This window comes from Paenibacillus sp. FSL L8-0641, from assembly GCF_038006265.1.
In the GTDB taxonomy this organism is placed as follows: Bacteria; Bacillota; Bacilli; order Paenibacillales; family Paenibacillaceae; genus Paenibacillus; species Paenibacillus polymyxa_D.
Genome location: NZ_JBBOUW010000001.1, coordinates 2,196,270 through 2,221,638, shown reverse-complemented (window position 1 = coordinate 2,221,638; position 25,369 = coordinate 2,196,270). Strand labels below are relative to the sequence as shown.

The 25,369-nt window shown below is 45.3% G+C and carries 26 protein-coding genes; all 26 read right to left on the bottom strand.

Annotated elements, in window-relative coordinates:
• Nucleotides 1–98: 98 nt before the first annotated feature.
• Nucleotides 99–1,547 (bottom strand): proline--tRNA ligase, encoded by a 1,449-nt coding sequence (proS, locus tag MKY16_RS10160; RefSeq protein ID WP_103047860.1) that lies wholly within the window; start codon nt 1,545–1,547, stop codon nt 99–101.
• A 53-nt stretch (nt 1,548–1,600) separates the two neighbouring features.
• Nucleotides 1,601–2,872, bottom strand: coding sequence for an RIP metalloprotease RseP (rseP, locus tag MKY16_RS10155; RefSeq protein WP_340955214.1), 1,272 nt, complete (start codon nt 2,870–2,872; stop codon nt 1,601–1,603).
• A 106-nt stretch (nt 2,873–2,978) separates the two neighbouring features.
• Nucleotides 2,979–4,118 (bottom strand): 1-deoxy-D-xylulose-5-phosphate reductoisomerase, encoded by a 1,140-nt coding sequence (locus tag MKY16_RS10150; RefSeq protein WP_069011405.1) that lies wholly within the window; start codon nt 4,116–4,118, stop codon nt 2,979–2,981.
• 145 nt (nt 4,119–4,263) lie between these two features.
• Complete coding sequence (locus tag MKY16_RS10145) at nt 4,264–5,055, bottom strand: phosphatidate cytidylyltransferase (RefSeq protein WP_029517015.1); 792 nt, start codon at nt 5,053–5,055, stop codon at nt 4,264–4,266.
• A 17-nt stretch (nt 5,056–5,072) separates the two neighbouring features.
• Nucleotides 5,073–5,840 carry an isoprenyl transferase gene (locus MKY16_RS10140; RefSeq protein ID WP_039274672.1) on the bottom strand — a complete coding sequence of 256 codons (768 nt, stop codon included), beginning with the start codon at nt 5,838–5,840 and terminating at the stop codon, nt 5,073–5,075.
• Nucleotides 5,841–5,924: 84 nt separating this feature from the next.
• Nucleotides 5,925–6,479 (bottom strand): ribosome recycling factor, encoded by a 555-nt coding sequence (gene frr / locus MKY16_RS10135; RefSeq protein ID WP_029517013.1) that lies wholly within the window; start codon nt 6,477–6,479, stop codon nt 5,925–5,927.
• Nucleotides 6,479–7,207: a UMP kinase gene (pyrH, locus tag MKY16_RS10130; protein WP_013309918.1), complete on the bottom strand. Its 729-nt coding sequence runs from the start codon at nt 7,205–7,207 to the stop codon at nt 6,479–6,481. Before pyrH ends, frr begins: the two co-directional genes overlap by 1 nt.
• A 120-nt stretch (nt 7,208–7,327) precedes the next feature.
• On the bottom strand, nt 7,328–7,978 hold the full coding sequence (tsf, locus tag MKY16_RS10125) for a translation elongation factor Ts (protein WP_013309917.1): 651 nt from the start codon (nt 7,976–7,978) through the stop codon (nt 7,328–7,330).
• A 130-nt stretch (nt 7,979–8,108) separates the two neighbouring features.
• Nucleotides 8,109–8,807: a 30S ribosomal protein S2 gene (gene rpsB, locus MKY16_RS10120; RefSeq protein ID WP_013309916.1), complete on the bottom strand. Its 699-nt coding sequence runs from the start codon at nt 8,805–8,807 to the stop codon at nt 8,109–8,111.
• 254 nt (nt 8,808–9,061) lie between these two features.
• On the bottom strand, nt 9,062–9,709 hold the full coding sequence (locus MKY16_RS10115) for an endolytic transglycosylase MltG (protein WP_029517012.1): 648 nt from the start codon (nt 9,707–9,709) through the stop codon (nt 9,062–9,064).
• Nucleotides 9,706–10,338, bottom strand: a complete 633-nt coding sequence (locus MKY16_RS10110; protein WP_029517011.1) for a hypothetical protein — start codon at nt 10,336–10,338, stop codon at nt 9,706–9,708. Before MKY16_RS10110 ends, MKY16_RS10115 begins: the two co-directional genes overlap by 4 nt.
• A gap of 41 nt (nt 10,339–10,379) precedes the next feature.
• Nucleotides 10,380–10,700 carry a hypothetical protein gene (locus tag MKY16_RS10105; RefSeq protein WP_029517010.1) on the bottom strand — a complete coding sequence of 107 codons (321 nt, stop codon included), beginning with the start codon at nt 10,698–10,700 and terminating at the stop codon, nt 10,380–10,382.
• Nucleotides 10,701–10,782: 82 nt separating this feature from the next.
• Nucleotides 10,783–12,192 carry a DUF342 domain-containing protein gene (locus MKY16_RS10100; RefSeq protein ID WP_039274680.1) on the bottom strand — a complete coding sequence of 470 codons (1,410 nt, stop codon included), beginning with the start codon at nt 12,190–12,192 and terminating at the stop codon, nt 10,783–10,785.
• 44 nt (nt 12,193–12,236) lie between these two features.
• Nucleotides 12,237–13,025: a FliA/WhiG family RNA polymerase sigma factor gene (locus tag MKY16_RS10095; RefSeq protein ID WP_013309911.1), complete on the bottom strand. Its 789-nt coding sequence runs from the start codon at nt 13,023–13,025 to the stop codon at nt 12,237–12,239.
• A gap of 14 nt (nt 13,026–13,039) precedes the next feature.
• Nucleotides 13,040–13,453: a hypothetical protein gene (locus tag MKY16_RS10090; protein ID WP_029517008.1), complete on the bottom strand. Its 414-nt coding sequence runs from the start codon at nt 13,451–13,453 to the stop codon at nt 13,040–13,042.
• Nucleotides 13,454–13,455: 2 nt separating this feature from the next.
• Complete coding sequence (locus tag MKY16_RS10085; protein WP_010346358.1) at nt 13,456–13,953, bottom strand: chemotaxis protein CheD; 498 nt, start codon at nt 13,951–13,953, stop codon at nt 13,456–13,458.
• Nucleotides 13,946–14,572, bottom strand: a complete 627-nt coding sequence (locus MKY16_RS10080) for a chemotaxis protein CheC (RefSeq protein WP_029517007.1) — start codon at nt 14,570–14,572, stop codon at nt 13,946–13,948. Before MKY16_RS10080 ends, MKY16_RS10085 begins: the two co-directional genes overlap by 8 nt.
• A gap of 3 nt (nt 14,573–14,575) precedes the next feature.
• Nucleotides 14,576–15,037 carry a chemotaxis protein CheW gene (locus MKY16_RS10075; protein ID WP_007430046.1) on the bottom strand — a complete coding sequence of 154 codons (462 nt, stop codon included), beginning with the start codon at nt 15,035–15,037 and terminating at the stop codon, nt 14,576–14,578.
• A gap of 62 nt (nt 15,038–15,099) precedes the next feature.
• Nucleotides 15,100–17,196: a chemotaxis protein CheA gene (locus tag MKY16_RS10070; RefSeq protein ID WP_039274683.1), complete on the bottom strand. Its 2,097-nt coding sequence runs from the start codon at nt 17,194–17,196 to the stop codon at nt 15,100–15,102.
• Between the two features lie 33 nt (nt 17,197–17,229).
• Nucleotides 17,230–18,780, bottom strand: coding sequence for a chemotaxis protein CheB (locus MKY16_RS10065; protein ID WP_340957563.1), 1,551 nt, complete (start codon nt 18,778–18,780; stop codon nt 17,230–17,232).
• 30 nt (nt 18,781–18,810) lie between these two features.
• On the bottom strand, nt 18,811–19,698 hold the full coding sequence (locus tag MKY16_RS10060) for a MinD/ParA family protein (RefSeq protein ID WP_029517003.1): 888 nt from the start codon (nt 19,696–19,698) through the stop codon (nt 18,811–18,813).
• Nucleotides 19,695–21,137 carry a flagellar biosynthesis protein FlhF gene (gene flhF, locus MKY16_RS10055; protein WP_029517002.1) on the bottom strand — a complete coding sequence of 481 codons (1,443 nt, stop codon included), beginning with the start codon at nt 21,135–21,137 and terminating at the stop codon, nt 19,695–19,697. Before flhF ends, MKY16_RS10060 begins: the two co-directional genes overlap by 4 nt.
• The gene (gene flhA, locus MKY16_RS10050; RefSeq protein WP_016820963.1) at nt 21,134–23,167 is read right to left on the bottom strand and encodes a flagellar biosynthesis protein FlhA; all 2,034 of its coding nucleotides are present in this window, start codon (nt 23,165–23,167) and stop codon (nt 21,134–21,136) included. Before flhA ends, flhF begins: the two co-directional genes overlap by 4 nt.
• A gap of 23 nt (nt 23,168–23,190) precedes the next feature.
• Nucleotides 23,191–24,303, bottom strand: coding sequence for a flagellar biosynthesis protein FlhB (gene flhB, locus MKY16_RS10045; RefSeq protein WP_340955211.1), 1,113 nt, complete (start codon nt 24,301–24,303; stop codon nt 23,191–23,193).
• Nucleotides 24,303–25,088: a flagellar biosynthetic protein FliR gene (gene fliR / locus MKY16_RS10040; protein WP_023988198.1), complete on the bottom strand. Its 786-nt coding sequence runs from the start codon at nt 25,086–25,088 to the stop codon at nt 24,303–24,305. The genes flhB and fliR overlap by 1 nt, the downstream gene beginning before the upstream one ends.
• 10 nt (nt 25,089–25,098) lie before the next feature.
• Nucleotides 25,099–25,368 carry a flagellar biosynthesis protein FliQ gene (gene fliQ / locus MKY16_RS10035; RefSeq protein WP_007430038.1) on the bottom strand — a complete coding sequence of 90 codons (270 nt, stop codon included), beginning with the start codon at nt 25,366–25,368 and terminating at the stop codon, nt 25,099–25,101.
• Between the last annotated feature and the right edge of the window lies 1 nt (nt 25,369).

Here is a 25,369-nt window from a genome sequence, read left to right as displayed (position 1 = left end):
CTCACAACGACATAGATCCTTCGGTACATTGTCCCGTAATAGCTACCATGTCAGCAAAAAGAATGAAGTGAGTATAGTGATATTGCCCTACATCTATATTAGTACGCCCGTGCAAACACTACTGTATGCTTGGCAGGTTTGCCACAACACAAACATGTGGACTTTTGCTCGGTTGTTTTAAACGGTATGTTACGGCTTGTAGCACCTGTTACTTCTTTAACTTTGTCTTCACATTCTTCAGATCCGCACCAGCCTGCCAAAGTAAAGCCGCGTTTTTCTTCCATGAGAGTCTTCATTTCATCCAGCGTATCGACGGAATAGAAGTTTTCTTCCATGAAATTTTTCGCACGATCAAACATCTCCTGCTGTACCTGTGCGAGCATCGCGTGTACTTCCTCAACCAGATTATCCTGCTGCACGATTTTTTTCTCACCGCTGATGCGGGATACGAGCACACAGACACCGTTTTCCATATCACGAGGTCCGATTTCCAGACGAACCGGCACACCGCGCATTTCATATTCATTAAATTTCCAGCCTGGACTTACATCGCTACGGTCGTCCATTTTAACACGCACTCCCGCTTGTTTCAACTCAGCAAATAGTTCATCTGCACGAGCGATAACGGCATCACGCTTCTTAGGTGGTCCAATTGGAACCATAATAACCTGCGTAGGCGCAACTTTAGGAGGCAATGCCAGACCACGGTCATCTCCATGTACCATAATCAGTGCACCGATCAAACGTGTACTTGTTCCCCATGAAGTCGTATGCGCGAATTCCAAGTTGTTTTCACGACTCAAATATTTAATGTCAAATGCAACTGCAAAATTAGTTCCCATATAGTGGGAAGTTCCAGCTTGTACCGCCCGTCCGTCCTTCATCATTGCTTCCAGTGAAAATGTATCCTTCGCACCTGCAAACTTTTCAGAAGGTGTTTTCTGTCCAGTAATAACCGGAATAGCCAGAACTTCCTCAATAACCTCACGGTATACTTCTAGCATTTTCATCGTTTCTTCACGTGCTTCTTCTTCTGTTTCATGGGCCGTGTGACCTTCTTGCCACAAAAATTCACTTGTTCGCAAGAAAGGCAGCGTACGTTTTTCCCAACGCACTACGTTAGCCCACTGGTTAATAAGCACAGGCAGATCACGATAGGATTGAATCCATTTGGAGTACATATGACCAATCATGGTTTCCGAAGTCGGACGAATTGCAAGACGTTCTTCCAGCTTTTCCCCGCCAGCCTCGGTTACCCAAGGCAGTTCAGGATTAAAACCTTCGACATGTTCTTTTTCCTTTTGAAAAAAGCTTTCGGGAATGAACATTGGAAAATAGGCATTACGGTGGCCTGTTTCTCTGAAGCGCACGTCCATGGCTTCCTTGATATGCTCCCAAATTTCAAAACCATCGGGCCGGAATACAATACATCCGCGAACTGGGGAATAATCCATCAGTTCTGCTTTTTTAATAACATCAATATACCATCGGGAAAAATCTTCGCTCTGTGGCGTAATTTCCTCGACAAACTGTTTATCGTTCGACATAGAAATGCATGTCCTCCCATACAGACCGTTTTTTTATATAAGTCCGTCTCTAATTAACCATTAATTAAGCGTAAAATATCGTTATACGTGACAACGATCATAAGCAGGAATATCATAGCAAAACCAACGAAATGGACCATTCCTTCCCTGCTCGGATCAACAGGACGTCCTCTTACCGCCTCTACACCCAGGAAAACAAGTCTGCTTCCATCCAGCGCCGGAATAGGCAATAAATTAAATATCCCCAGATAAAGACTCATTATAGCAGTCCAATACGTCAACTGCTCAATCCCCTGCTTGGCAATTTGCCCCGTCACTTCAAAAGTACGTACTGGGCCTCCCAGGTCATTGATAGAAAATCGTTGAATGAGCTGGCTAAATCCTTGGAAAATAATATCGGTCGTTCTGACCATGGATTGTCCGGCAAATTTGAACGTTTCACCCACACCTGCTTGGCGTTTTGGAAGTTCAGGCACAATGCCCACCTTGCCACCCTTTTGTCCTTCCATTGCACGAGGTGTAATAGTAAGATCAAAGGTCTTATTATCACGGCGAACCGTCCACTTCATCGGCTTGTCTTGAGAATCCGCAATCAGTTTGATCATGTTTTCAACATTCGCACCAATGGCTATTCCATTCACCGATTCGATGATATCTCCCTTATGCAAATCAGCTTCAGCAGCAGGCATACCTGCTGTAATTTCACTAATTTGGACATAAGTCGGGTTGTCCACTTGTATGCCGACCATCTGAATATGCAGACCAAACAAAATAAAGGCAAGAATAAAATTCATCAGTGGTCCAGCAAAAATAGCCATCGCACGCTGTCCTACTGTTTTACTCCCATACTGCCGATCCTTGGGTGCAATCTGAATGGATTGACCTTTGGTTACCATCATCGCTTGCGGGTGTACAGTGTATTGCTGATCTTCGCCATCTACATCCAATTTTAAAGTTAATGACTGTTCCAGATCAATATCCAACACTTCGCCGCGCACCACATTTTTACGATTATCCAGTTGATCTAGATAGATGGTTTTAACGACGTCATCCGTTACGCGTACAGCAATCGTTTGTCCGGCCTCAATTTCATTGACCTCCGGATCCTCTCCCGCCATGCGGGCAAAGCCACCGAACGGCAACAAACGCAACGTAAATCGCGTCTCGTTTCTTTTATAAGAAAACAGTTTCGGACCGAAACCGATCGCAAACTCCCGTACCAGAATCCCGGCGCGTTTGGCAAAATAATAATGCCCCCATTCATGCACCGTCACTATGACGAAAAACATGAGCACCGTCATCAACACTATTTGAATCGTTTCCAATCGTTTCTGTTCCCCTTTCAATGAGATCGAGTTTGTCTTCCTAGATTATCATTATTCTCCGATCCCGCACAAGAGAATCACATTTCGTTTCTAACCCAACATTAGCCTACAACCCCGCAGATATGCTACGAGTCTCTTCGTCACAGGCTTCAATTGCAGAAAGATCAGGATTAGCCACATTGACATGCCGCTCCAGCACACGTTCAATAATAGCTTCAATATGCAGAAAAGAAATTTCTCCACGCAGGAAACGGGCAACTGCAATTTCATTAGCCGCATTAAATGCGGTCGGTGCTGTACCACCCATTTTACCACATTCGAAGGCAAGCCTTAAACAAGGAAAACGATTATAATCCATTTCCTTAAAATGGAGTTTACCCACTTCAGCTAGTGACAACGGCTTCGCCGGGGACTTCATACGCTCAGGGTAAGTCAATGCATATTGAATGGGTACTCTCATGTCCGGATTCCCAAGTTGAGCAACAATGCTTGTATCCTGAAACTCAACATAGGAATGAATAATGCTTTCCGGATGAAGCAACACATGAATGTGCTCATAATCAAGTCCGAATAGCCAATGCGCCTCAATGACTTCCAGCCCCTTGTTTACCATCGTTGCTGAATCAATCGTAATTTTGGCCCCCATTGACCAATTGGGATGCTTGAGTGCATCTTCCACGGTAACTTCACGCAACTGTTCTCTTGTCAAATCTCGAAAAGAACCCCCTGATGCTGTGAGGGTAATATGTGCCACATCTTTCATACGCTCACCATTCAAGCATTGGAAAATAGCTGAATGCTCACTGTCAATCGGCAGCAACGGCACTCCTTTCGCCCGAGCCCGCGCTGTGACCAGATGACCAGCAGTAACCAGTGTCTCCTTATTGGCCAAACCGATCTGTTTTCCAGCCTCAATCGCGGCCAGCGTGGAGTGCAATCCGACACTGCCCATTACAGCCGTCACAACCATATCCGCCTCCGTGTTCGCAGCAAGCTCAACGAGTCCTTCATTTCCCCAATACAGTTTCATTCCAGAAGGCAGTAAAGGACGAATTTCATCCGCCAACTGCCGAGTACCCACAGACACTTTTTTGGGTTTATAAAGATGCGCCTGCTCAGCAAGTAACTTTATATTAGAACCACCTGCTAAAGCCTCAACAGTAAACTGATCCGGGTGCATGGACACTACATCCAGCGTTTGAGTTCCAATAGAACCGGTTGAACCAAGTACCGTAATTCTTTTCATGATGCACCTTCCTATCCTGAAAATCACTTTTATCCAGGAGCTCATTGATTATTATTCAGGCAGCTATGCTACTGGTTCCAACCTTCTAGTAGCGCAGAGTGAGCAGCATAGAGATTAGCCTGAGCATAAACTGTAATCAATAGACTCATGGAAGCAGCATCAGCATATGTACAAATGGAAAAACGACAATCCAGCTGTCGCAACGGTCTAGTATACCACCGTGCCCTGGCAGCAGATTACCGGAATCTTTAATGCCGTACACTCGTTTGTATGCAGATTGTACCAAATCGCCCAGTTGTCCCACAACTGCACATGACAAACCGATGCCGATGGCTTTGCCCCATGGCAGCAGTCCACCCGATAATCCAGCGAATACAAGAGCTATAACCAACGCTAAAACGATGCCGCCAATGGAGCCTTCGACCGTTTTATTCGGACTGATCGCAGGCCATAATTTCGTCTTTCCTGCCATTTTGCCTACAAAATATGCCCCTGCATCACTTGCCCAAATACAAGCCAATAATAAAAATGTCCATAATAGTCCATGTTCCATATGACGTGATTCCGCAATATACGAAAATCCAAACCCTATATAAACGGTACCAAGAAATAATATAGCTACCGTTTGAATCGGGATTTTATTTTTTGTTCCTACCGTGATGATCATAAAAGCTATCATTACCAGCCAAAGCATACTGGCAAAGGGTAAGGGTGAGTGCAAGCCAAAAGGTTCATACGGGAATACAAAAGCTAATATGCTTACGTATCCAAGTATTGCTGTACCTCCAAAAGGAGATACCTGCGTCATTCGTGCGAACTCATAAAATCCGATTAGGGCCATCGCCAATATAAGCAAATGGTAGGCCAAGCCGCCCCACAGGACCATCGCCAAAAAGAATATGCCTGCCAGAATACCGGTAATTAATCTCTGTCTCAACGGCTTTCATCCTCCATTTACTTCAGTCCGCCATACCGTCGTGTTCTTTGCTGATATTCGATCACTGCTTCGTATAAGTGTTCTTTCTTAAACTCAGGCCAATAAATATCAGTAAACCACAACTCACTGTAGGCAAGCTGCCAGAGCATAAAATTACTAAGTCTAAGCTCACCGCTTGTTCGAATCAGTAAATCAGGGTCTGGCATACCGCTAGAAAGCAACGTACTACCGATCAGCTCAGATGTTATATCTTCCGATTTAAGCTTCCCATCCGCAATTTGACGGCCCAATGTTTGCATGCATTCGGTGATTTCCAACCGACTTCCATAATTTAATGCAAAATTAAGAACAAGTCCGGTATTATTTTCAGTTCGTCGAGTCGCTTCAGTCAGCGCTTCAACGGTATGGGAAGGTAAATGTTCTTTATTGCCCATCATACGTACTTGCACATTTTTTTCAATCAACTCATCTAGCTCAATAGCCAGAAATTCCTGCGGTAAGCGCATTAGAAAATCAACTTCGTCCTTTGGACGCGTCCAATTTTCAGTTGAAAATGCAAACAAAGTCAAATACTTAATACCCAGTTCATCCGCCGCAATTGCTGTGCGTTTCACTGCCTTCATTCCATTTTGGTGCCCTACAATCCGCGGCATTCCAATCCGTTTGGCCCATCTGCCGTTCCCATCCATGATGACAGCAACATGCTGCGGAATATTGTCTTTTGAAATGGCCGGTATTTGCTGTTTTTGTTCCCCGTTCCACCAAGACCGAACCCGTTTGATCATTCCAGTTCCTCCAGCATTCTCTGAAAATGTGCCTCAGGCTTGAAAAGAGACAAACCCCACCGTAAGGGAGGGGCTGCCAATCTTTTAGACTTCCATAATTTCTTTTTCTTTTGCAGCTAAAACTTTATCCACTTCAGCGATAAACTTATCAGTTGTTTTCTGGATATCTTCCTGATGTTTACGAGATTCGTCCTCGGAAATATCACTTTTCTCCAATTTTTTGATGTCATCATTGGCATCACGACGAATGTTACGAATAGCGATCTTCGCTTCTTCACCGTTCTTCTTTGTCAACTTCACCAAGTCAGTTCTGCGCTCCTCCGTCAAAGCAGGAATGCTAAGACGAATGGTGTTACCGTCATTCGAAGGTGTCAAACCTAAATCGGATTTTTGTATAGCGCGCTCGATATCGGCCAAGGAAGATTTGTCCCAAGGCTGAATCATCAAGGTCCGGCTGTCAGGTGTATTGATATTCGCCAGTTGGTTGACTGGAGTCATTGCACCATAATACTCTACCTGTACACGGTCCAGTAAAGCTGGTGTCGCCCGTCCTGCACGCAAAGATGCAAGATCACGTTGCAATGCCTGGATTGCTTTTTGCATGCGTTCCTCAGCACTCTTTTTCACAGATTGTGGCATTAATTTACACTCCCTTTGACGATCGTACCAATTTTCTCACCCAGCACGACACGTTTAATGTTACCTTGCTCTGTAATAGCAAAGACAATCAACGGAATATTGTTATCCATGCACAACGAGGAAGCAGTAGAATCCATGACACCGAGATTTTTGTTGAGCACATCCAAATACGTAAGCTGCTCATATTTCTCAGCTGTGCTATCTTTAAACGGATCAGCAGAATATACGCCATCCACTTTATTTTTAGCCATCAGAATCACTTCCGCTTCGATCTCAGCGGCACGCAGTGCAGCTGTAGTATCAGTCGAGAAGAACGGATTACCTGTACCTGCTGCAAAAATAACAACCCGACCCTTTTCTAAATGACGGATAGCTCTACGACGAATGTAAGGTTCTGCAATCTGTTGCATCGCAATGGATGTTTGTACACGGGTAGGTACCTCAATCTGTTCCAAAGCATCCTGTAAGGCCAGTGAGTTCATCACCGTTGCCAGCATACCCATGTAATCTGCCGTGGCCCGGTCAATTCCGTTGGCACTTCCAGCAATACCGCGCCAGATGTTACCGCCACCACACACGATAGCAACTTCTACTCCCAGTTCCACTACGTCTTTGACTTGTTCTGCAATGGATGCAATCGTATCCGCGTCAATACCGTAACCGTTAGGACCTGACAGCGATTCACCACTAACTTTCAGGACAACACGCTTAAACACAGGTTTTTCCAAATGATCACCCTCCAATATCATTTATACTTTATGTAACAGGATAGGTGTCCTGTTGCAAGAAATGGAACACTGATGTGTCCCATTTCCATTTTTCCATATGCGATTACCGTTCGTTGGTAATTATTGTTTCACTTGAGACATAACTTCTTCGTAGAAGTTGTCTTCTTTTTTCTCCAGACCTTCACCCAGTTCAAAACGAACAAAGCGACGCAGGGAGATGTTTTCGCCAATCGTACTGATTTTTTCGTTGATAAGCGTGGAGATTGTTTTGTCTGGATCTTTGATGAAAGATTGCTCCAACAAACAGAACTCTTCATAGAACTTACCAATACGGCCTTCAACCATTTTTTCAACAATTTTTTCTGGTTTACCTTCGTTCAGTGCTTGTGCTTTCAGGATTTCTTTTTCTTTTTCGATCTCTTCCTGTGGCACTTCTTCACGACGAACATAACGAGGGTTCGATGCAGCGATATGCATTGCAATGTCGCGCACAAAATCTCTGAACTGGTCTGTTTTAGCTACGAAGTCTGTTTCGCAGTTTACTTCTACCAGTACGCCGATACGGCCGCCAGCATGAATGTAGGATTCAACAACACCTTCAGTAGCAATACGACCTGCTTTGTTGGCTGCAGCTGCAAGTCCTTTTTCGCGCAGAACTTCAACCGCTTTTGTCAAATCACCGTTTGCTTCTTCAAGCGCTTTTTTACAATCCAGCATTCCTGCGCCTGTTTTTTCACGAAGCTCTTTTACTGCGCTAGCATTAACTGCCATATTATTTCCCTCCAAATTTGATTTTCAGTGGTATACCGTGCTTATTCCTTAAAAAAAGGGTAGTGAGAGGTTATACACCTGCCAACCACCCTTTTCATTTAATTCATATAGTTATTTCCTAATGGAAATGTTATGCTGTAGTTTCTTCGCCTTGGTTTGCTTCCATAACTGCATCAGCCATTTTACCTGTCAGCAATTTAACAGCGCGAATTGCGTCGTCATTACCTGGGATAACATAGTCGATTTCGTCTGGATCGCAGTTTGTATCAACGATACCTACGATTGGGATGCCCAATTTGCGAGCTTCAGCAACCGCGATACGTTCTTTGCGTGGATCAATGATGAACAGAGCACTTGGAAGGCCCTTCATGTTTTTGATACCGCCCAAGAATTTTTCAAGACGATCTTTTTCTTTGCGAAGAATGATAACTTCTTTTTTAGGAAGAACTGCGAATGTACCGTCTTCTTCCCAAGCTTCCAGTTGTTTCAAACGGTCAATACGTTTTTGAATCGTTTGGAAGTTAGTCAGCGTACCACCCAACCAACGTTGGTTAATGTAAAATTGACCAGCGCGTGCTGCTTCTTCTTTAACGGAATCTTGTGCTTGTTTCTTCGTGCCTACGAACAGAATTGTACCATTCTCAGCTGCAATGCTTTTTACAAAGTTGTAAGCTTCCTCAACCTTTTTCACTGTCTTTTGCAAGTCAATGATATAAATACCGTTTCTTTCAGTGAAGATATAACGATCCATTTTCGGGTTCCAGCGACGTGTTTGGTGACCAAAGTGAACCCCAGCTTCCAAAAGCTGTTTCATGGAGATTACTGCCATCTTCACGCACCTCCTAAGTTTGGTTTTTTGTGTGTCCTCCGCCGACATCATTTTTCATAAAGACTTTCAATTGGAAAGCACCCTTTATAAAATTAACCGACGTGCGTTTTTAACACCGTTAATTAATATACCATAACACTTGCATCGTTGCAACCAACTTTTCGACAATAGATTAGAACAACGCAAGATGTGACGTTTTACGCCTCTCATTGAACTTTTCAGCAAGAATAAAAGCCGGCCACTTCCCAGTCTGGTCAGTTGGACGGCTTTTTCGTAATTTTAGTAATGATAGAACTGAAATCCTCACCTTTAGCAAACTGATAGGTACCGGTACGAATTTTGGTATTGATTTTTTTAGCCTTAGCTGCTGCCTCAAATGCACTAGCATCCGATACGACCCCTGCCCGTTGCAATCCTGATGCCACACTTCTCAAATTGCTTCCGGATGCAATGCTATACTGCACTTGTGGGGTGGCAGGCTGCTTGGGGATATTGGGAGTCGCTGTAGTGCCAGAACTTTGAGTTTGCGGCTTATTCGGACTTTGTGGAACCGATGTGCTGGTCGAAGGTTTAGAACCAGCCGAGGATATGCTGTTTGCAGGTGCCTTTGGTGTTGCTGGCGTTTGAGCTGGTTTAGCTTTTTGGGGTGCAACGGGAGTTTTATTACCTTCCTTGATCACCTTATTACGCCATTCCTCTTCTGTCATTTTCGGGTTAGAGCTGTCACTGACCTGGAGATTTAATCCGGCTGCTGCCTTTTCTAATTGCTCTCGCGTCATGTTTTTCGGGTCTGTGGAAGATTGCTGCGATTGCCCCTGACCGATCAATGCCAGTTGCAATAGCAATGCCCCCGTTATAAGACCAGTACCCATGCCTAGCATAAATGAACGGTTTTTGATCACGTTACATCCTCCCGCTCCGCGAGTTGCAAAATAAGCTGTACTTCACCCCGTTGAATGCCTGATTGCTTAGCTATATAGTCCACTGACTTGCCTTGCTCATGCAGCGCAAACAACTCTTGATAACGATCACGGATGGACTCTGCTTCCTGCTCAGTTTCAGGATCTTGTAATGCCGTCTGTTCCTCCATAGTTATGAGGGGAGCTTCTGAACCAGAGTAGCCTTCCTGCACAGACATTTCAGGTTGCGGACTTTGAAATTGACCGTATGCAACCGCTGCCTGCTGAGAAGCAGTTGTATGTTGTATTTCCTTAGGTACAGGCTCGGTTTGCATAGACACAGTTGCAAACATAGCCTGGCGCTCAAGCTCCACGATACGGCTCCGAAGCTCAGCTACTTGCTCCTGTAATGCCGCCTGTTTCACTGTATGCTCCTGCTTCATACCAGAAACGAGCTCAATCAACTCGTCATTATCGTTTTCAATATCGGCCATATATTGCTCTAATGTGGCCTCGACCTTTTGGACGACGGCCTCTTCTGTTCCCCGGCCTGGCTGACGCTTAGGCTGTAGCCAGGCATAGACAACAGCTGCGGCGCCCAGCAGAACAATATAAATCCATGGTTGATCCACTGCCCATCGTCTCCTTTAATAACGCTTCTCCACCTGTCGGATCAGAGCGAAAAATCAATATGGTGTCCCTTGAACGGATGCTCTGCCGGATGCTCCTTAGGCAGTTCAGCCTCATCTGGCCGGGAGCGGCTCTGCTGGGAAGAATCTCTGCTCTGTCCCCCTGTTTGCCGCTCACCGACAAATGTTTCCGCAGACTGATCTACAGCACTGCTTCGCTGACGCATGTTCTCCGTCTCCAGCGCGGCCTTTTGTCCAAGCAATGCTTGATCATTCATCGGCCGCTGCTGGGACTCACTTTGGTATTTTCCAGCTTCGCTGGTGCGAGGTACGGCAATTTGCAATTCAACAGCCTTCAAGCTCATTGGACCACACCCTTTCCGATTGGGCATCCGTATCTTTCTTCCAAGGAATACAATGTTAAATGTTGTTTATCAGTGTGCCGAATTACACGTAGGAGGACATGCTGATGTCTCCCTCATGATAATAAAACGCCATTCTTTCCACTGAATCTTTAATAAATTTTGTATATCTGCCGATAACTATTTTAGAGCCACCGTAAATCACATTTTTCACTTCTACCCGTGCGCGGCTTGTATCCTCTAATGTTCGTTCTATTTCAAGCATTCTGGACTTGGTTTCCAAAAGCTCCTGTTCATTAGATTTTTTAGTAGATGTCAGCTTGATTCGCATAGCCATTCTTTCAGGTGCAAGCTGTCCGGCGGCGGCAAGCTGATCCAATATGGTAAGAGCCTTATTCGTTTTATCCTGGCTGTCTGTCTGCTGCTTCAAACGTGCGCGGAGTTCTGTCAGTTCATCGCGCAGTTCGGGAAGTACACCCACTTCGATATTGGTAGCTGTGGACATCGTATTACCGACGGTACGAGCCACTACCTTTTTACCAGCTTGTACACTGCCACCTACGATAAGCCCTTTTGTCCCTTCGCAGATTACATTATTACTCGCTTTGATCTGGGAATGCATGATACTCTGGGATACAAGTACATCGCCTCCCGCAATCACGTTACCATCTTGTATAAACGAGCATTTCACATTTTGTGCAGCTTTCACGAACCCCTTATGGTATCCGATAATACCGCCAGTGATTTCCACTGAACCTTCCGCCACAATTTCGGCCCCTTCCACACCACCGATGACACGAATGTCGCCAGCCGCCCGAACCCGGAAACCTGTCAAAACATTCCCACGAATGACGACGGTTCCAACAAAATCAATGTTGCCGACACTATAATCGACGTCCCCGTTAACTTCATATACGGGGAACACATTAAGTTTGCCCTTTTCAGTCGTAGTTACCAGTCCGTCAATAGCCGCATACATCGCAACACCTTCTGGATGAATCACTACATTTTTTCCAACTTTAAAACGCGCCTCTTTACCTGGAAGAAAAGGAATTTCCTCTCCGGTTACAGCAATCCCCGGTACACCTGGCAGAGGATCAACCCGTTCGGCAATCAGTTGACCACGTTTTACATTTCTTAAACGAGTTAGTTCTTTATAATCCACCCGTCCATCCACGGTTTCAAGCGGCTTATGTGCATCTTCGCCAGTCACAATATCAGCCAGATTAATTTTTCCGTCTGTACCATGGATCGGCTGCTTTCCCTGAGCAATCAGTAATTTTCCGAAGAAATGATCTTCCGGACTTGCCGCAAATACGCGAATTGCATCGGTTATTAAACCGTAGGATATTTTTTGGTTGCTTAGAAAACGCTCTAATTCTTCCACAGAACAGGCAAAGCCTTCTTCACGTTTGGCAAACTCCAAGTAGGCGGTTTGTTTGTCAGGTGAGACAACCACTTTTAAAAACTGGTCCAAAGCATATTGCTTCTCCACAAGGGTGCTCCTTCCGTCTAACTGTTACTGTAACCTCCCGTACGTTAATCTTTACGCATTAGCAAATCCCGTTGTTTGTCCAATGTCGCTCTCAGACGTAATATTGCTTTGGAATGCAACTGTGAAATTCGCGATGGAGATAGCGACATGACCTCAGCGATTTCGCTGAGTGACAAATCCTCGTAATACAATAAAGAAACAACGATACGTTCTTTTTCAGTCAATTTATCAATGCCTTGTGCAAGGGCATCACGAAGTGTAAATTCATTGACCTTATGATCCGGATTTTTCGCCTTCTCGTCCACCAAAAGGGAAAGCCGTGTTTCCGATTCCTCTTCGCGGATCGGATCCTCCAGTGAGACAATCGACATAACAGCGACCTCTTGGATCATATTTTGAAACTCTTTCTCAGAAACGTCCAAATAATGACTCATCTCTTCGTCGCTGACCGTGCGTAGATATCTTTGTTCCAAATGCTGGTATGCATCCTCGATTTTTTTCGCTTTTTCCCTAACTGAACGAGGAACCCAATCCCCTTGACGAAGACCATCCAAAATCGCTCCACGAACACGCCAAGAAGCATAAGTCTCAAACTGCAAACCACGCTCATAGTCAAATTTCTCTAAAGCGTCAATCAAACCCATAACGCCGTTACTCGCCAGATCATCCTTGGATACATTTTTAGGCAAGCCTACTGCAAGACGGCCTGACACATACTCTACAATATGGAGATACTTTTCAATTAACTGTTTTTTTGCTTCCTTGTCACCGTGTTCTTTCCATTGTTCCCATAGTTCGGAATGGTTTAAATGAGCGGCTTTTCGCTCGTTCATCGGCTTCACCCTCCTTATTTGTCTGTCAGGTGACGAACGGCCTTGGCCAATTCTTCAGGGTCCTTGTTGGAAACCAGCTTAGGTGGGTTTAAAGGTGCAAAACCATTATCCCCCTCGTCCGTCTGCTCTGGTTTCGGTTTCAGCAATTCATTCAGGTCTTCATTTTCGTCTGGTGTCGTCAGGTCCAGATTCCCCCCTACGCCATCTACCTGAGAGCTTGCCCGGCTTTGGGCATTCCCCAGATCTGGCCGCGCTACAACACCTAGTGTCCAGCGCAGCACAAATGCAAGTAGGAACCAAAAAACGAAGGCGATCAAGCCACGAATTAAGCTCGTGGTCAGCAGATTGCTGCCAACGGACAACACAAAAGTCAGAATAAATCCGACTACTCCAGACCAAAGATTAATGCGTAAGCTGCCAAATAACATGTTTATAATTCCTTTACACCTTTTTGTACGCTTCGAATATTCAAAACGCCAGTTTCAGAGTCCAACTCAATCGTTCGTCCATAATTGCCGCCTGTGTCCTCCGCAATCAAAGGAATGCCGAGATCTACGAGCATTTCCTTGCATGATTCTACATTACGTGGACCAATCCGCATGGTGTCTCCACTACCAGCAAAGGCGAACATCTGCGCTCCCCCTGCCATTTTGGCAATCAGCCTGCGTCGTTCTGCACCCAATTTCAGCATCCTCTCAAATAACTCGGGCAGCGCCGTATCCGCATATTTGGCTATATTCAGCTGCCCTTCACGCGCAATATCTGAGGACGGTAGCATCACATGTGCCATGCCTGCCAGTTTCAAATGAGGATCATAGAGGGTCAATCCGACGCAGGAGCCAAGTCCTGTCGTACGAATCGAGTTCGGATTGCTGGTAACATTTAAATCTGCCATGCCGACTTTAATGATGCTTTTATCCTCAATCATCGTTCATCGGGACTCCTAACGACCTAAAGATTTTCCCGAACGATTCTGGATCAGGAATCAGGAAAAATTGACCCTCTATCTGATTCTGCCCTTCCAGAAACGATGTGTCAATCAATAATGCAGCATCTCCCATCTGCCCAAACTGCAGCAGTCCGTAGCTAAGAATTGCTCCTGCCATGTCCAACGCCAGCGCAGGGACTGTTGGATACATGGATAAACGTGTGAAATCGGCCAGCGAAGACAGGTAAGAGCCCGCTAAAATGTTTCCGATCTCCGACAGGGCTGAGTGCTCCATTTCGTTAAAACTGTCCTCGTCATCTGAAGGAATATTCGCCAAACGGGAAAGTAAGCCTTTTGCCGCCTGAGGCTGCAATATGAAGAATAGATTGCCGGGGGCTTCCCCTTCTACCCTAAAAAATATTGCAACAACAAGTTGCTCATTTCCACCGACTTTATCGGCAATTTCCTCAAAAGGCAGCATTTGTACTTTGGGCACACCCATGTCGACCGGTTTATTGAGAAGCCGGGAGAGCGCTGTAGCAGCGTTCCCCGAGCCAATGTTGCCGACTTCTTTCAACACATCCAACTTGAAGTCTTCGAGATTCCCAAGATTCTCCATATGTTAATCCTCTAAGCCTTCCAGTTGGTTCATTTCGCTACGATTCAGGACTTCGGACAAGTTCAGCATAATCAACAAGCGCTCTTCACCAATTTTAGCAACTCCGCGAAGATATTTAGCCTTAACTCCGCCAATCACTTCCGGTGGTGTCTCGATATTGTCAGTATTCAGGTCAATAACGTCATTCGCTGAATCAACGATAAAGCCGACTTGCATTTCGCCCACTGCAACGATAATGATGCGGGTTTGATCGGTATATTCAGCTTCAGGCAATCCAAATCGGCCACGAAGATCAATAACCGGAATGACTACGCCTCTCATGTTGAATACACCTTTTACAAAATCGTAAGTTCTTGGAACCCGTGTAATCGGCACCATGCGTTCAATAGATTGGACTTTTTCTACTTCAACACCGTATTCCTCTTCACCAAGCTTAAATACGATAACTTTAATTTCTTCTCCCATGTCTAAAAACCCTCCTTATTGATGTCAGCAACTTCACATTTCTTTCATTTCTGATGAAGACATTATTTAATGAAAACATTCGGGTCAATGATCAACGCAACCTGACCGTCACCCAGAATCGTGGCACCTGAAATTCCTTGGATGTTTGGAAGGTATTTGCCCAGATTTTTAAGGACAATTTCACTTTGTCCCAAAAAGTCCTGTACAGAAAGAGCTGCCAAACGGTCTCCCTTGCGGATGACCACGACCTCTGTCTCTTCTTCTTCATCTTCATTGAAGTCCGGTACCTCAAACAGCTGACTCAAGGAGATGAGCGGGATATGAGAATCGCGGAAAGCAATCATTTTATTGCCATGTACAGAACGAATTTGTGTCCGTTTGACAATCGCAGTCTCCACAATGGAGGACAATGGGATCGCATATTTTTCAGAACCGATCTGTATCATCATGGCTGCAATAATGGATAGGGTGAGCGGCAATTGCACAGAGAAATTAGTGCCTTGGCCCAGTGTAGAGTGAACCGTAACATTGCCACCCAAAGCAGTGATTTTGGATTTAACAACGTCCAAACCGACACCGCGTCCTGATACGTCTGAAATGACTGCAGCTGTGCTAAAGCCTGGAGCAAACAATACCTGATAAGCTTCCTCGTCGGTCATGACCGCTGCTTGCTCTGCTGTCAAAATCCCTTTAGAAATAGCACTGTTTAGTACCTTATCGCGATTAATACCATTTCCGTCATCTTCAATCTCGATGAATACGTTATTTCCGCTATGAAAAGCACGCAAGTTAACCGTTCCTGTCTCAGGTTTACCAGCTGCAATCCGATCGGCTACCGACTCAATGCCATGATCCACAGAGTTACGAAGCAAATGCACCAGAGGATCGCCAATTTCGTCGATAACAGTGCGGTCCATTTCAGTCTCTGCTCCAGTAATAACCAAATCAAGTTTTTTATCCAGCGATTTGGCCAGATCGCGCACCATACGCGGAAAACGATTGAAAACAGTGTCTACTGGTACCATCCGCAATTTAAGAACGACGTTTTGTAAATCGCTGCTCACTCGACTCATGTGCTCTACCGTTTCTGTCAGTGCTGGATTGGAAGCTTCACTTGCCAACTGCTCTAACCGCACGCGGTCAATGAGCAACTCGCTAAATAAGTTCATAAGTACATCCAGACGTTCAATATCTACACGAATCGTACGGTTATGCGTAGGGGCAGCTGCCTTAGCTGCTGGCGCCTTACCTGCAGCTGCCTTAGCCACAGAGGCCGCAGCTGAAGACTGCGGCTGGGATGGAGCAGGTGATTGCACGGCAACAGGAGCTTCCTGTACCGCAGCAGTCTCAGCCAGTCCAGCAGTAACTTCGCTCATTTGTTTAAGCGATTCCTGATCTAGTTGTACCACTGAGACAGTGTCAATTTCAGAGATGCCCGCGATTTCCTTTTCCAGCTCCCCAACTTCTTTCTGCGTTATGTAATATAACGAGAAGCTTTGCTCGAATTTCTCCTGCTCAATATCCTGTACCGACGGATAGGCCTTGACGATTTCACCAGAGTTTTCCAGCGTATTAAACACCATAAAAGCACGCGCCGCCTTTAACTGGCTCTCTGAGCTGATTGTTACCTGTATATAGTGAACACGATGTCCTTCAGAAATAGATTGCTCCAATACAGAATACTGGAACTGATCCAAAACAAGCCCAGCACTATCGTTTTTGCCCACTTTTTTAGATGGAGACTCCTCAGTCGCAGCATTTGCGCCGGTCTTTTGGAAATCTCCGCTCACGATGGATTGTAGTGAAGATACAATAGAGGAGACATCCGCTTTTCCGTCGCCTCCCTCTGTAATGTGCTGCACCATGGACTCCAGAGCATCCAATCCCTTAAATAAGGTATCGAATATAAATTCATGCATCGCCAGCTTGTTGTTACGTACCAGATCAAGAACGTTTTCCATTTGGTGAGTTAGCGATGCTAGGTCTTCAAATCCCATCGTAGCAGCCATTCCTTTGAGGGTATGGGCAGAACGGAAAATCACCTGAACGATGCCTAGATCGGTTGGATTGCTTTCCAGTTGAAGCATTTTTTCGTTAAGAGATTGCAGATGATCATTCGACTCATCAATAAACATGTTTAAATATTGGTTCATGTCCATTGTGAGACACCTCCTCCATGAGTTACACTCCGATTATTTCACAACTTGTACAAGCTTGGGGGCGATCTCCTGCATTGGCAGAAGGTGACGCACACATTTTAACTCTACTGCTGAGCGGGGCATTCCGTACACTACACAAGTTTCCTCATTTTCAGCAAATGTGGATTGTACCCCAGCATCATAAAGCTTCTTCATCATTTTGGCCCCGTCGCTCCCCATTCCAGTGAGCAATACTAGATGCCGCTCCAACGAGGTTAACGAGAGCAACGATTCAAACATCGTATCTACGGAAGGACGGTGACCATTGCGAGCTTCCTCCGTCTTCAGTGACACAGTGTATTTACCACCAGCTCCTGGTACAATTCTTAGTTGATATCCCCCTGGGGCAATGTAGGCCGTTCCAGTCTCCAACGTCATTCCCTGCTCAGCCTCCACAACTCGGAGTGGACTTAACGTGTTTAAGCGTTGTGCCAGCGAACGAGTGAAGTTTGGCGGCATATGCTGAACGATAACGATTGGAGCAGGAAAATCACCAGGAATGCGTTCCAACAGCGTCTTAAGCGCCCGCGGACCGCCCGTAGAACATCCCACCGCCACTAGTTTGCGAAAGTTGGACGTGTGCACACCTTTTTTAAGTGACAATCCCTTAGGTGCGGCAGGAACTGTAGGTGCCGCTACTGGAGGCGTAGCAGCCGCAGGAGTACGAGTAGCTGATGAAATCACCGTCTTATGGGGCTCCGGCTTAGCCAAGCCTGCTTTATCCTTACCATGCAGCGATTTGCCAGCGGCCGTAGTAGTACTGTTTAGTTGCCCTGGTGTTCGTCCTAACCCCTTGGACAAATCTTCCTTCTTCTGAACAGTAGGTGCTTGGACTGACTTATTGCTTGGCTGAGCAGCTGGCTGCTGTTCTATGCGCCCTGCCGTAACAGATGTTCCAGACTGTTGTCGTTTAGTTTCCTGCTTGGCTACTGCCGGGGCGGACTTGCCAACATCACGCTTCGGCTGAGCTGATACAGCAGGTGAAGGAGCAAGCGGAACAACAGAAGGCTTGTCTGTCGAAGCTTGACTGCCTGATCGCTTCTCAGTCACAGCCTGTCCTGGAGGCTTTTGCTGTGGCGTTTTTTTCGCTTGTTCCAATGCAGCTTTGCGCTCATTAGCTTCCTTGCGCTCCAGACGACTCCGCACTGCTTGCATAGCAGTGTGCATCTGTTCCAGCAGCGCCTTGCTCACTTGCTCAATATCTTGCGCATGAGCGATGGAAGGCTTTCTTATAAAATCGAAAGCTCCTGCCTCCAGAGCCATGATGGTCTCCTTCATGCCTTGTTCATTAATGCCTGACAGCATAATTACAGGTAGCGGATGGGCTGCCATAATCAATGGCAATGCTTCAAGACCATTCATTTCAGGCATCTCGACATCCATGGTGACCAAATCGGGCTGCAATTCCTTCACTTTCTCTACAGCCTCTTTGCCATTGGCGGCTGTACCTACGATGTTGAACGACTCATCCCTTACAATTAAATCTGTAATAATTTTGCGCATAAAGGCCGAATCATCTACAACCAGCACCCGGTAAGCACACATGTTAAACACCTCTGTTTCCTCTCATCAAAATCAATGTACAGAACGCCGCAACCATTTTTGCATAAACCCTTTAATTCCACTCAATGCACCTGATTGCGGAATCTGTGGCATTGCTGCAAAACGGTGTGCCAGATTCAATACATCTCTTGAAGCCGCACATCCCGGAAAAGCAACCATAAATGGTACTTGCCTTTTGACTGCTTGCATGACATGAGTATCATCACTGATATGTCCAAGCAACGGGATATCGATCTCCAAAAAGCGTTTCGCAACCAGTGCGATCTTATCGGCAACTTGACGGGCCTCATTATCGTTATCGGCACGATTGACTATAATTTTGAATACCGTATCCTTTTGCAAACCGCTGACGACTTTAATTAGCGCATACGCATCTGTTAAGGACGTAGGTTCCGGTGTAGTTACAACCAGGCATTCGTCAGCTGAAGTGATGAATTTAAGGTTTTCTTTGGATAAACCTGCACCTGTATCAAATAGAATATAATCCATATCTGCCGCCATTTTCTCTACTTCTTCGGCAAAATAATTCAGATCGTCATCCGATAACGTAAACAATTCGCTCAAACCCGATCCTCCAGCAATATAAGGCAAACCACCTACACCCGTTTGAATAATTTCATCAATTGATTTCTCACGTTTTAGCAGATGTAAAAGATTGTATTGTGAATTGGCTCCCATTAATACATCAATATTGGCCATACCTATATCAGCATCAAACACAAGTACCCTTCGACCAAGGGATTGCAGAGCAAGAGCAAAGTTCAGCGTGAAATTGGATTTGCCCACCCCGCCTTTACCACTGGTGATCGTTATAATTTTTGCTTGACGACTACGTGGGGGCAATCGATATTTATCCAAGGAAGAAGCCATTTGTCTAAGTGATTGGGCTTGGTCACTCATATGGAATCTCCGTTAACTCCTGTTGATGTTTTGGGTCCAAGCAGCATGCTTGTGACCATTTCTGTATCGGGATGAAGCAGGTCATCAGGAACATTTTGTCCATTGGTAATATAGGCCAGCTGCATAGGAAATTGATGCAAAAGATTAAACATTCCACCGCAGCTACCTGTCTCGTCCATCTTAGTAAATACAACCTTACCGAGACCAAACTTGCTGAAATGTCCAGTTATATTGAGCATATCTTTACTTTTGGATGTCAGGCTGAGTACCAGATACGTCTCACTTTCATTAATAGGCGAAAGCAGACTTTGCAGTTCCGAAACAAGTAATTCATTACGATAATTTCGTCCTGCGGTATCCATGAGGATCAGGTCACAATGTTCCAGCCGTTGAATGGCTCTGTGGACGTCACCAGGAGATTGCACAACTTCAAGCGGTACATTCAAAATCGTAGCATATGTTCGCAGTTGCTCGACGGCTGAAATCCGGTACGTGTCAGAAGTAATAAATCCAACTTTGCGATGATGCTTAAACAACTGTTCTGCTGCTAACTTGGCAATGGTTGTTGTTTTCCCTACTCCGGTAGGACCTGCCACATACACAATTTTGGTATCTTTGGAGATCCCTTTGTCCAGTCTTGTCTGAATAAAACTGGCCACTTCCTCACGAAAGGCTTGTTCCCAATCGAAAGTTTCAGGCGCAAAAGGGTGCTCGCTCCGACGCACATATACCTGTTCGAGCCAATACTCCAGTAAATCACGTTCCACTTCCTGTTCCAGCACACGCTCACAAATCTCTTGCAGCGGCTCCGGCCAAGTACTTTCCATTGAAGAGTTTCGGGAAAACCGAGTCATCATAGTCTTCATTTCCCGCAATTCATTAAGCAGAGCCTGATTTTCCTCCGCTCCGCTCTTGTCTGGAACGCTTGCTTCAATGGGCTGTTTAAACAGTTCACTGGATGATTTCATGTTCGAAAGTAATGCTTCATGATCAAGTGCTTGAGACGTAGTCTCCAGATTATTAGCAGACCTAGATGACAAATGCTCAGTTGCTGAAGCTGCTTGTTCTGCATCGATCATTAATTCAGCTTGTTCTTCTTTGGAACCACCCGTCATCTGCGTTACCCGCCGATAAGCTTCTGGAGCAGCTTGTCTGGGAACCACAGGCATAAATGATTTTTCTGGCTGTTCAGGAGCATTCATTGAAGATGAAGCCGCCTGGGCAAGCTCTTGTGAAGATAGTCCAAAACGTCGTGGCTTTTGAGGTTGCTTCTCCTCTACCGCAGCTACCACTTCGATTTTCTTTTTACTGAACATTCCCATGAAACCGCCGACCTTCATTTCCTTTGTACTTAAAATGACGGCGTCTGTTCCTAAGTCACCCCTGATTTGCAGCATAGCTTCTGGCATGGTATCCACTACATATCGTTTCACTCTCATAAGTTCACCACCCCGACACTTTGAATTTCAACGTTCGGCTCCAGCTCACTGTACGACAGCACTGGGACATCCTGCATCGTCCGCTCCATCACTTGCCGCAAATACATACGAATTGTCGGTGACGTTAACACAATAGGCTGCTGTCCAGATTGAATGAGACGGTTGATTTGCTCCATCATTCTTTGATACACCGTTTGCGTTGACACCGGGTCTAGAGCTAAATAGCTACCTTGCTCCGACTGTTGCACGCTTTCAGCAATTTTCTTCTCCAATCCTGGTCCCACTGTAATAACGCGTAACGTCTCCCCTTGTTGGGCAAATTGCTGCGTAATCTGACGGGACAACGCCTGACGGACATATTCAGTCAGCACGTCGGGATCTTTTGTATAAGTACCGTAGTCAGCTAGTGTTTCAAAAATAGTCACCATATCGCGAATGGAGATTTTTTCTTTCAATAGCTTGGCCAGCACTTTTTGTACATCCCCAATCGCAAGCACAGAAGGAATAAGGTCGTCCACCAGCACTGGATAATTCTCTTTGAGATTGTCGACCAGCGACCGTGTTTCCTGTCTGCCAAGCAACTCATGAGCATGTTTCTTGATCGTCTCCGTAAGATGAGTAGCTACAACTGAAGGTGGATCAACTACGGTATAACCAGATAATTCCGCAACATCCTTGGTGTTCTCATCAATCCAGAGCGCAGGCAATCCGAAGGCTGGTTCCGTCGTTTCGATTCCTGTAATAGAATCATCGTCGTATCCCGGACTCATAGCCAGGTAATGATTTAACAGAAGCTCTCCGCCGCCCACGGTATTACCTTTAATTTTAATTACATACTCGTTTGGCTTGAGCTGAATGTTGTCCCGAATACGAATGACCGGCACAACCAGACCTAGCTCCAAAGCACATTGACGACGGATCATAATAATCCGATCTAATAAATCCCCGCCCTGCTGTGTATCCGCCAGCGGAATTAACCCGTATCCAAATTCAAATTCAATTGGATCTACCTGAAGCAAATTAATGACACTTTCCGGACTACGGACTTCTTCAATTTGTTGCTCCTCTTCCAGCTGTTCATCGGCTATCTGCTTGCGCTCCATATTGCCCTGCATTCTTCGAGCCGCAAAAAACAGCAGAATCGCCAGTGGAAGAGTTGTAATGATATGAATAGGTGTGAAAAGCCCTAATAATGCAATTGTGGCAGCCACAATGTAGATCAGTTTTGGATAAGAAAAGAGTTGTCCAGTTAAATCCTCTGCCAAGTTGCCATCTGACGTAGCCCGCGTAACAATCAAGCCTGACGCCGTGGATATGAGCAGTGCGGGAATCTGACTGACCAGTCCGTCACCGATGGTGAGGACAGAATAAGTCGACAGCGCCTCTTGAAATCCTTTTCCCTGAACGGCCATACCGATAATAAAGCCACCGACCAAGTTAATGATCAAAATGATAATACTAGCAATGGCATCACCTTTAACGAATTTACTCGCACCATCCATCGCCCCGTAAAAATCTGCTTCCCGTTCGATTTTACTACGTCGTTCACGGGCTTGCTGCTCATTGATCAAACCTGCATTCAGATCCGCATCAATACTCATTTGTTTACCCGGCATTGCATCCAATGTAAACCGTGCGCCTACCTCAGCAACCCGCTCAGATCCCTTAGTGATAACAATGAACTGTACGACCACGAGAATGAGAAAGACAACAAAACCGACGGCAATTTGCCCTCCTGCAATCCAACTACCAAACGTAGCAACTACTTCCCCTGCATGGCCCTCACCTAAAATAAGTTTGGTTGTAGAGATATTAAGTGCCAAACGAAATAACGTTGTAATGAGCAGCAATGAAGGGAAAATAGAGAACTGTAAAGCTTCCTTCGTATTCATAGAAACGAGTAGAATCATTAAAGCAATAGAAATATTAATGACGAGTAGGATATCCAGCAGCCATGATGGGATCGGGAGAATCATCATAAGAACGATACCGATGACGCCTGCAAGGACAGTTATTTCTTTTATTTTCACGGGTCTCTAGCCCTCCGATCCCTTTATTTCACTTTACCTTTTAATTTATATACATACGCCAGCACTTCGGCAACGGCCTGGAACAGATCAGCTGGTATCGCATCCCCGATTTCGGCTCTTTGAAACAGCGCCCGCGCCAGCGGCTTGTTTTCCATCGTTATAACGCCGTTTTGCTTGGCAATTTCTTTAATTCGGAGCGCAACGTAATCTTGCCCTTTCGCAATAATCTGCGGCGCTTCCATCTCCGAACCGTCATATTTCAAAGCCACAGCAAAGTGCGTAGGGTTGGTAATGATGACATCTGCATTAGGAACCTCCTGCATCATACGCTGCATAGCCATACGGCGCTGACGCTCGCGAATTTTCCCTTTGATCAGCGGGTCACCCTCCATTTTCTTGTATTCATCCTTGATGTCCTGTTTGGACATTTTCAGGTTTTTCTCATGCTCATAACGTTGATACATATAGTCCAATACCGCTAAAACGAACAGCACCACACCAATTTTGAGCCCCAGTTCCATCGTTAATGAAGCTGTAAAGCTCAACATCTGATCGCCGGACATTTCAGACAGTTTGGGTAGGTCAGCCTTTGTTTTCCAGAGTACGCTGTACACCAGATAACCAATTACGGTCATCTTTAAAACAGATTTCAGGAATTCAACCAATGACCTCATGGAAAAAATATTTTTGAATCCTTTAATCGGATCAATCTTGCTAAACTTGGGCGTAATGCCCTCTCCGGTTAATAAAAAACCGATCTGCATGTAATTCGCTGCTATCCCAATGACAATGGCCCCAATAAAAATAGGTGCCAGCATAATCAAAATTTGCACACCATATTCGCCCATCATCAGCAGCATTGTGTTCGGCGTTACCTCCATAGAAAGCCGATTCACAAAAATATCCCGAAATAGTCGAACCGCATGGTCCTTAAAATACCCGCCGAAAATCATGAGGCAAAAAAACGTAACCAGCAGGACACCAGCGGCGGGCAACTCCATGCTTTTGGCAACCTGCCCTTTTTGTCTTGCATCCTGTTTCTTTTTGGGTGTAGCTTTTTCCGTTTTTTCCCCTGAGAACAACTGCAGGTTCATAGCATATTTAAATGACAAACTACGTTCCTCCAGACCAGACATTAAGGACGATTACCCATAATATCCAACAAGTTGCGCATGGATTCGAACATCACAGAAAACAATCTTTCGAATATAAAAGCAAAACTTGGCATGAGAAGCAGTAACATGAACAGTCCCACAATAATTTTAAGAGGTACACCAATGACAAAAATGTTGAATTGTGGCGCTGTTTTAGCTAAAAAACCGAGTCCCACATCCGTTAAAAAGGTAGCTACTACAATGGGGGCAGCAATTTGAAAGGCCAGCATAAATGATTCCGCAAAAGAACGTACCAGGAATTCAGTTACACTGCCACCATACAGCTTTACAAAAAAATCATTTGTCAACGGTACCCAATCATAGCTGTATAAGATAGCATTTAGCAGATGATGGTGCCCATTTATACTTAAAAAGAACAATACAGCTATGGCAAACTTAAAATTCCCTGTTAAAGGCGTTGAAGCCCCTGTCATGGGATCAAACACACTCGCCATTCCGAACCCCACCTGTAAATCTATAAATGAACCTGCGGTTTGGATCGCTGTCATGAACAGATATGCAGTAAATCCCAATAACAACCCAATCAGCACTTCACGGCCCACTAACAGCACATACGCTACATCGGTCGGTACCTGTTGATGCGTTCCATATGTAAGATACACGACCAAAGCTAGAAATCCTGAAATTCCGACCTTAAAGATATTAGGTACACCTCGGGTCGAAAAAATAGGCGCTACTACAAAAAATGAGGTAATCCGACAAAAAATCAGCAAAAAAACAGGAAAACTTTGTAACAATATGTTCATAACATTCAGCCTAACCTATATATTTGTACAAATTGTCCAGAATGTTATACGTAAAGTCCACTAATGTGGTCAATATCCAAGGCCCGAACAAAAGCAATGCCAGCAATACGGCGACAATCTTCGGAACAAAGGCCAGTGTCTGCTCCTGAATTTGGGTTGTCGCCTGAAAAATGCTGATAATCAAACCCACGACTAGCCCCAAAATCAGCATCGGAGCGCTCACCTTGAGTACAATGTACACCGCTTGCCCAGCCAGGGAAATAATAAACTCCGAAGTCATT

Excerpts from the sequence above, each read along its gene's own strand:
- proS (WP_103047860.1), bottom strand. The coding sequence starts at position 1,547 with ATGTCGAACGATAAACAGTTTGTCGAGGAAATTACGCCACAGAGCGAA.
- MKY16_RS10150 (WP_069011405.1), bottom strand. The coding sequence starts at position 4,118 with ATGAAAAGAATTACGGTACTTGGTTCAACCGGTTCTATTGGAACTCAA.
- MKY16_RS10140 (WP_039274672.1), bottom strand. The coding sequence starts at position 5,840 with ATGATCAAACGGGTTCGGTCTTGGTGGAACGGGGAACAAAAACAGCAA.
- frr (WP_029517013.1), bottom strand. The coding sequence starts at position 6,479 with ATGCCACAATCTGTGAAAAAGAGTGCTGAGGAACGCATGCAAAAAGCA.
- tsf (WP_013309917.1), bottom strand. The coding sequence starts at position 7,978 with ATGGCAGTTAATGCTAGCGCAGTAAAAGAGCTTCGTGAAAAAACAGGC.
- rpsB (WP_013309916.1), bottom strand. The coding sequence starts at position 8,807 with ATGGCAGTAATCTCCATGAAACAGCTTTTGGAAGCTGGGGTTCACTTT.
- MKY16_RS10105 (WP_029517010.1), bottom strand. The coding sequence starts at position 10,700 with ATGAGCTTGAAGGCTGTTGAATTGCAAATTGCCGTACCTCGCACCAGC.
- MKY16_RS10095 (WP_013309911.1), bottom strand. The coding sequence starts at position 13,025 with ATGAACGAGCGAAAAGCCGCTCATTTAAACCATTCCGAACTATGGGAA.
- MKY16_RS10090 (WP_029517008.1), bottom strand. The coding sequence starts at position 13,453 with ATGTTATTTGGCAGCTTACGCATTAATCTTTGGTCTGGAGTAGTCGGA.
- MKY16_RS10085 (WP_010346358.1), bottom strand. The coding sequence starts at position 13,953 with ATGATTGAGGATAAAAGCATCATTAAAGTCGGCATGGCAGATTTAAAT.
- MKY16_RS10080 (WP_029517007.1), bottom strand. The coding sequence starts at position 14,572 with ATGGAGAATCTTGGGAATCTCGAAGACTTCAAGTTGGATGTGTTGAAA.
- MKY16_RS10075 (WP_007430046.1), bottom strand. The coding sequence starts at position 15,037 with ATGGGAGAAGAAATTAAAGTTATCGTATTTAAGCTTGGTGAAGAGGAA.
- MKY16_RS10070 (WP_039274683.1), bottom strand. The coding sequence starts at position 17,196 with ATGGACATGAACCAATATTTAAACATGTTTATTGATGAGTCGAATGAT.
- MKY16_RS10065 (WP_340957563.1), bottom strand. The coding sequence starts at position 18,780 with ATGTGTGCTTACCGGGTGCTGGTTGTAGATGATTCGGCCTTTATGCGC.
- MKY16_RS10060 (WP_029517003.1), bottom strand. The coding sequence starts at position 19,698 with ATGAGTGACCAAGCCCAATCACTTAGACAAATGGCTTCTTCCTTGGAT.
- flhF (WP_029517002.1), bottom strand. The coding sequence starts at position 21,137 with ATGAGAGTGAAACGATATGTAGTGGATACCATGCCAGAAGCTATGCTG.
- flhB (WP_340955211.1), bottom strand. The coding sequence starts at position 24,303 with ATGTCTGGTCTGGAGGAACGTAGTTTGTCATTTAAATATGCTATGAAC.
- fliR (WP_023988198.1), bottom strand. The coding sequence starts at position 25,088 with ATGAACATATTGTTACAAAGTTTTCCTGTTTTTTTGCTGATTTTTTGT.
- fliQ (WP_007430038.1), bottom strand. The coding sequence starts at position 25,368 with ATGACTTCGGAGTTTATTATTTCCCTGGCTGGGCAAGCGGTGTACATT.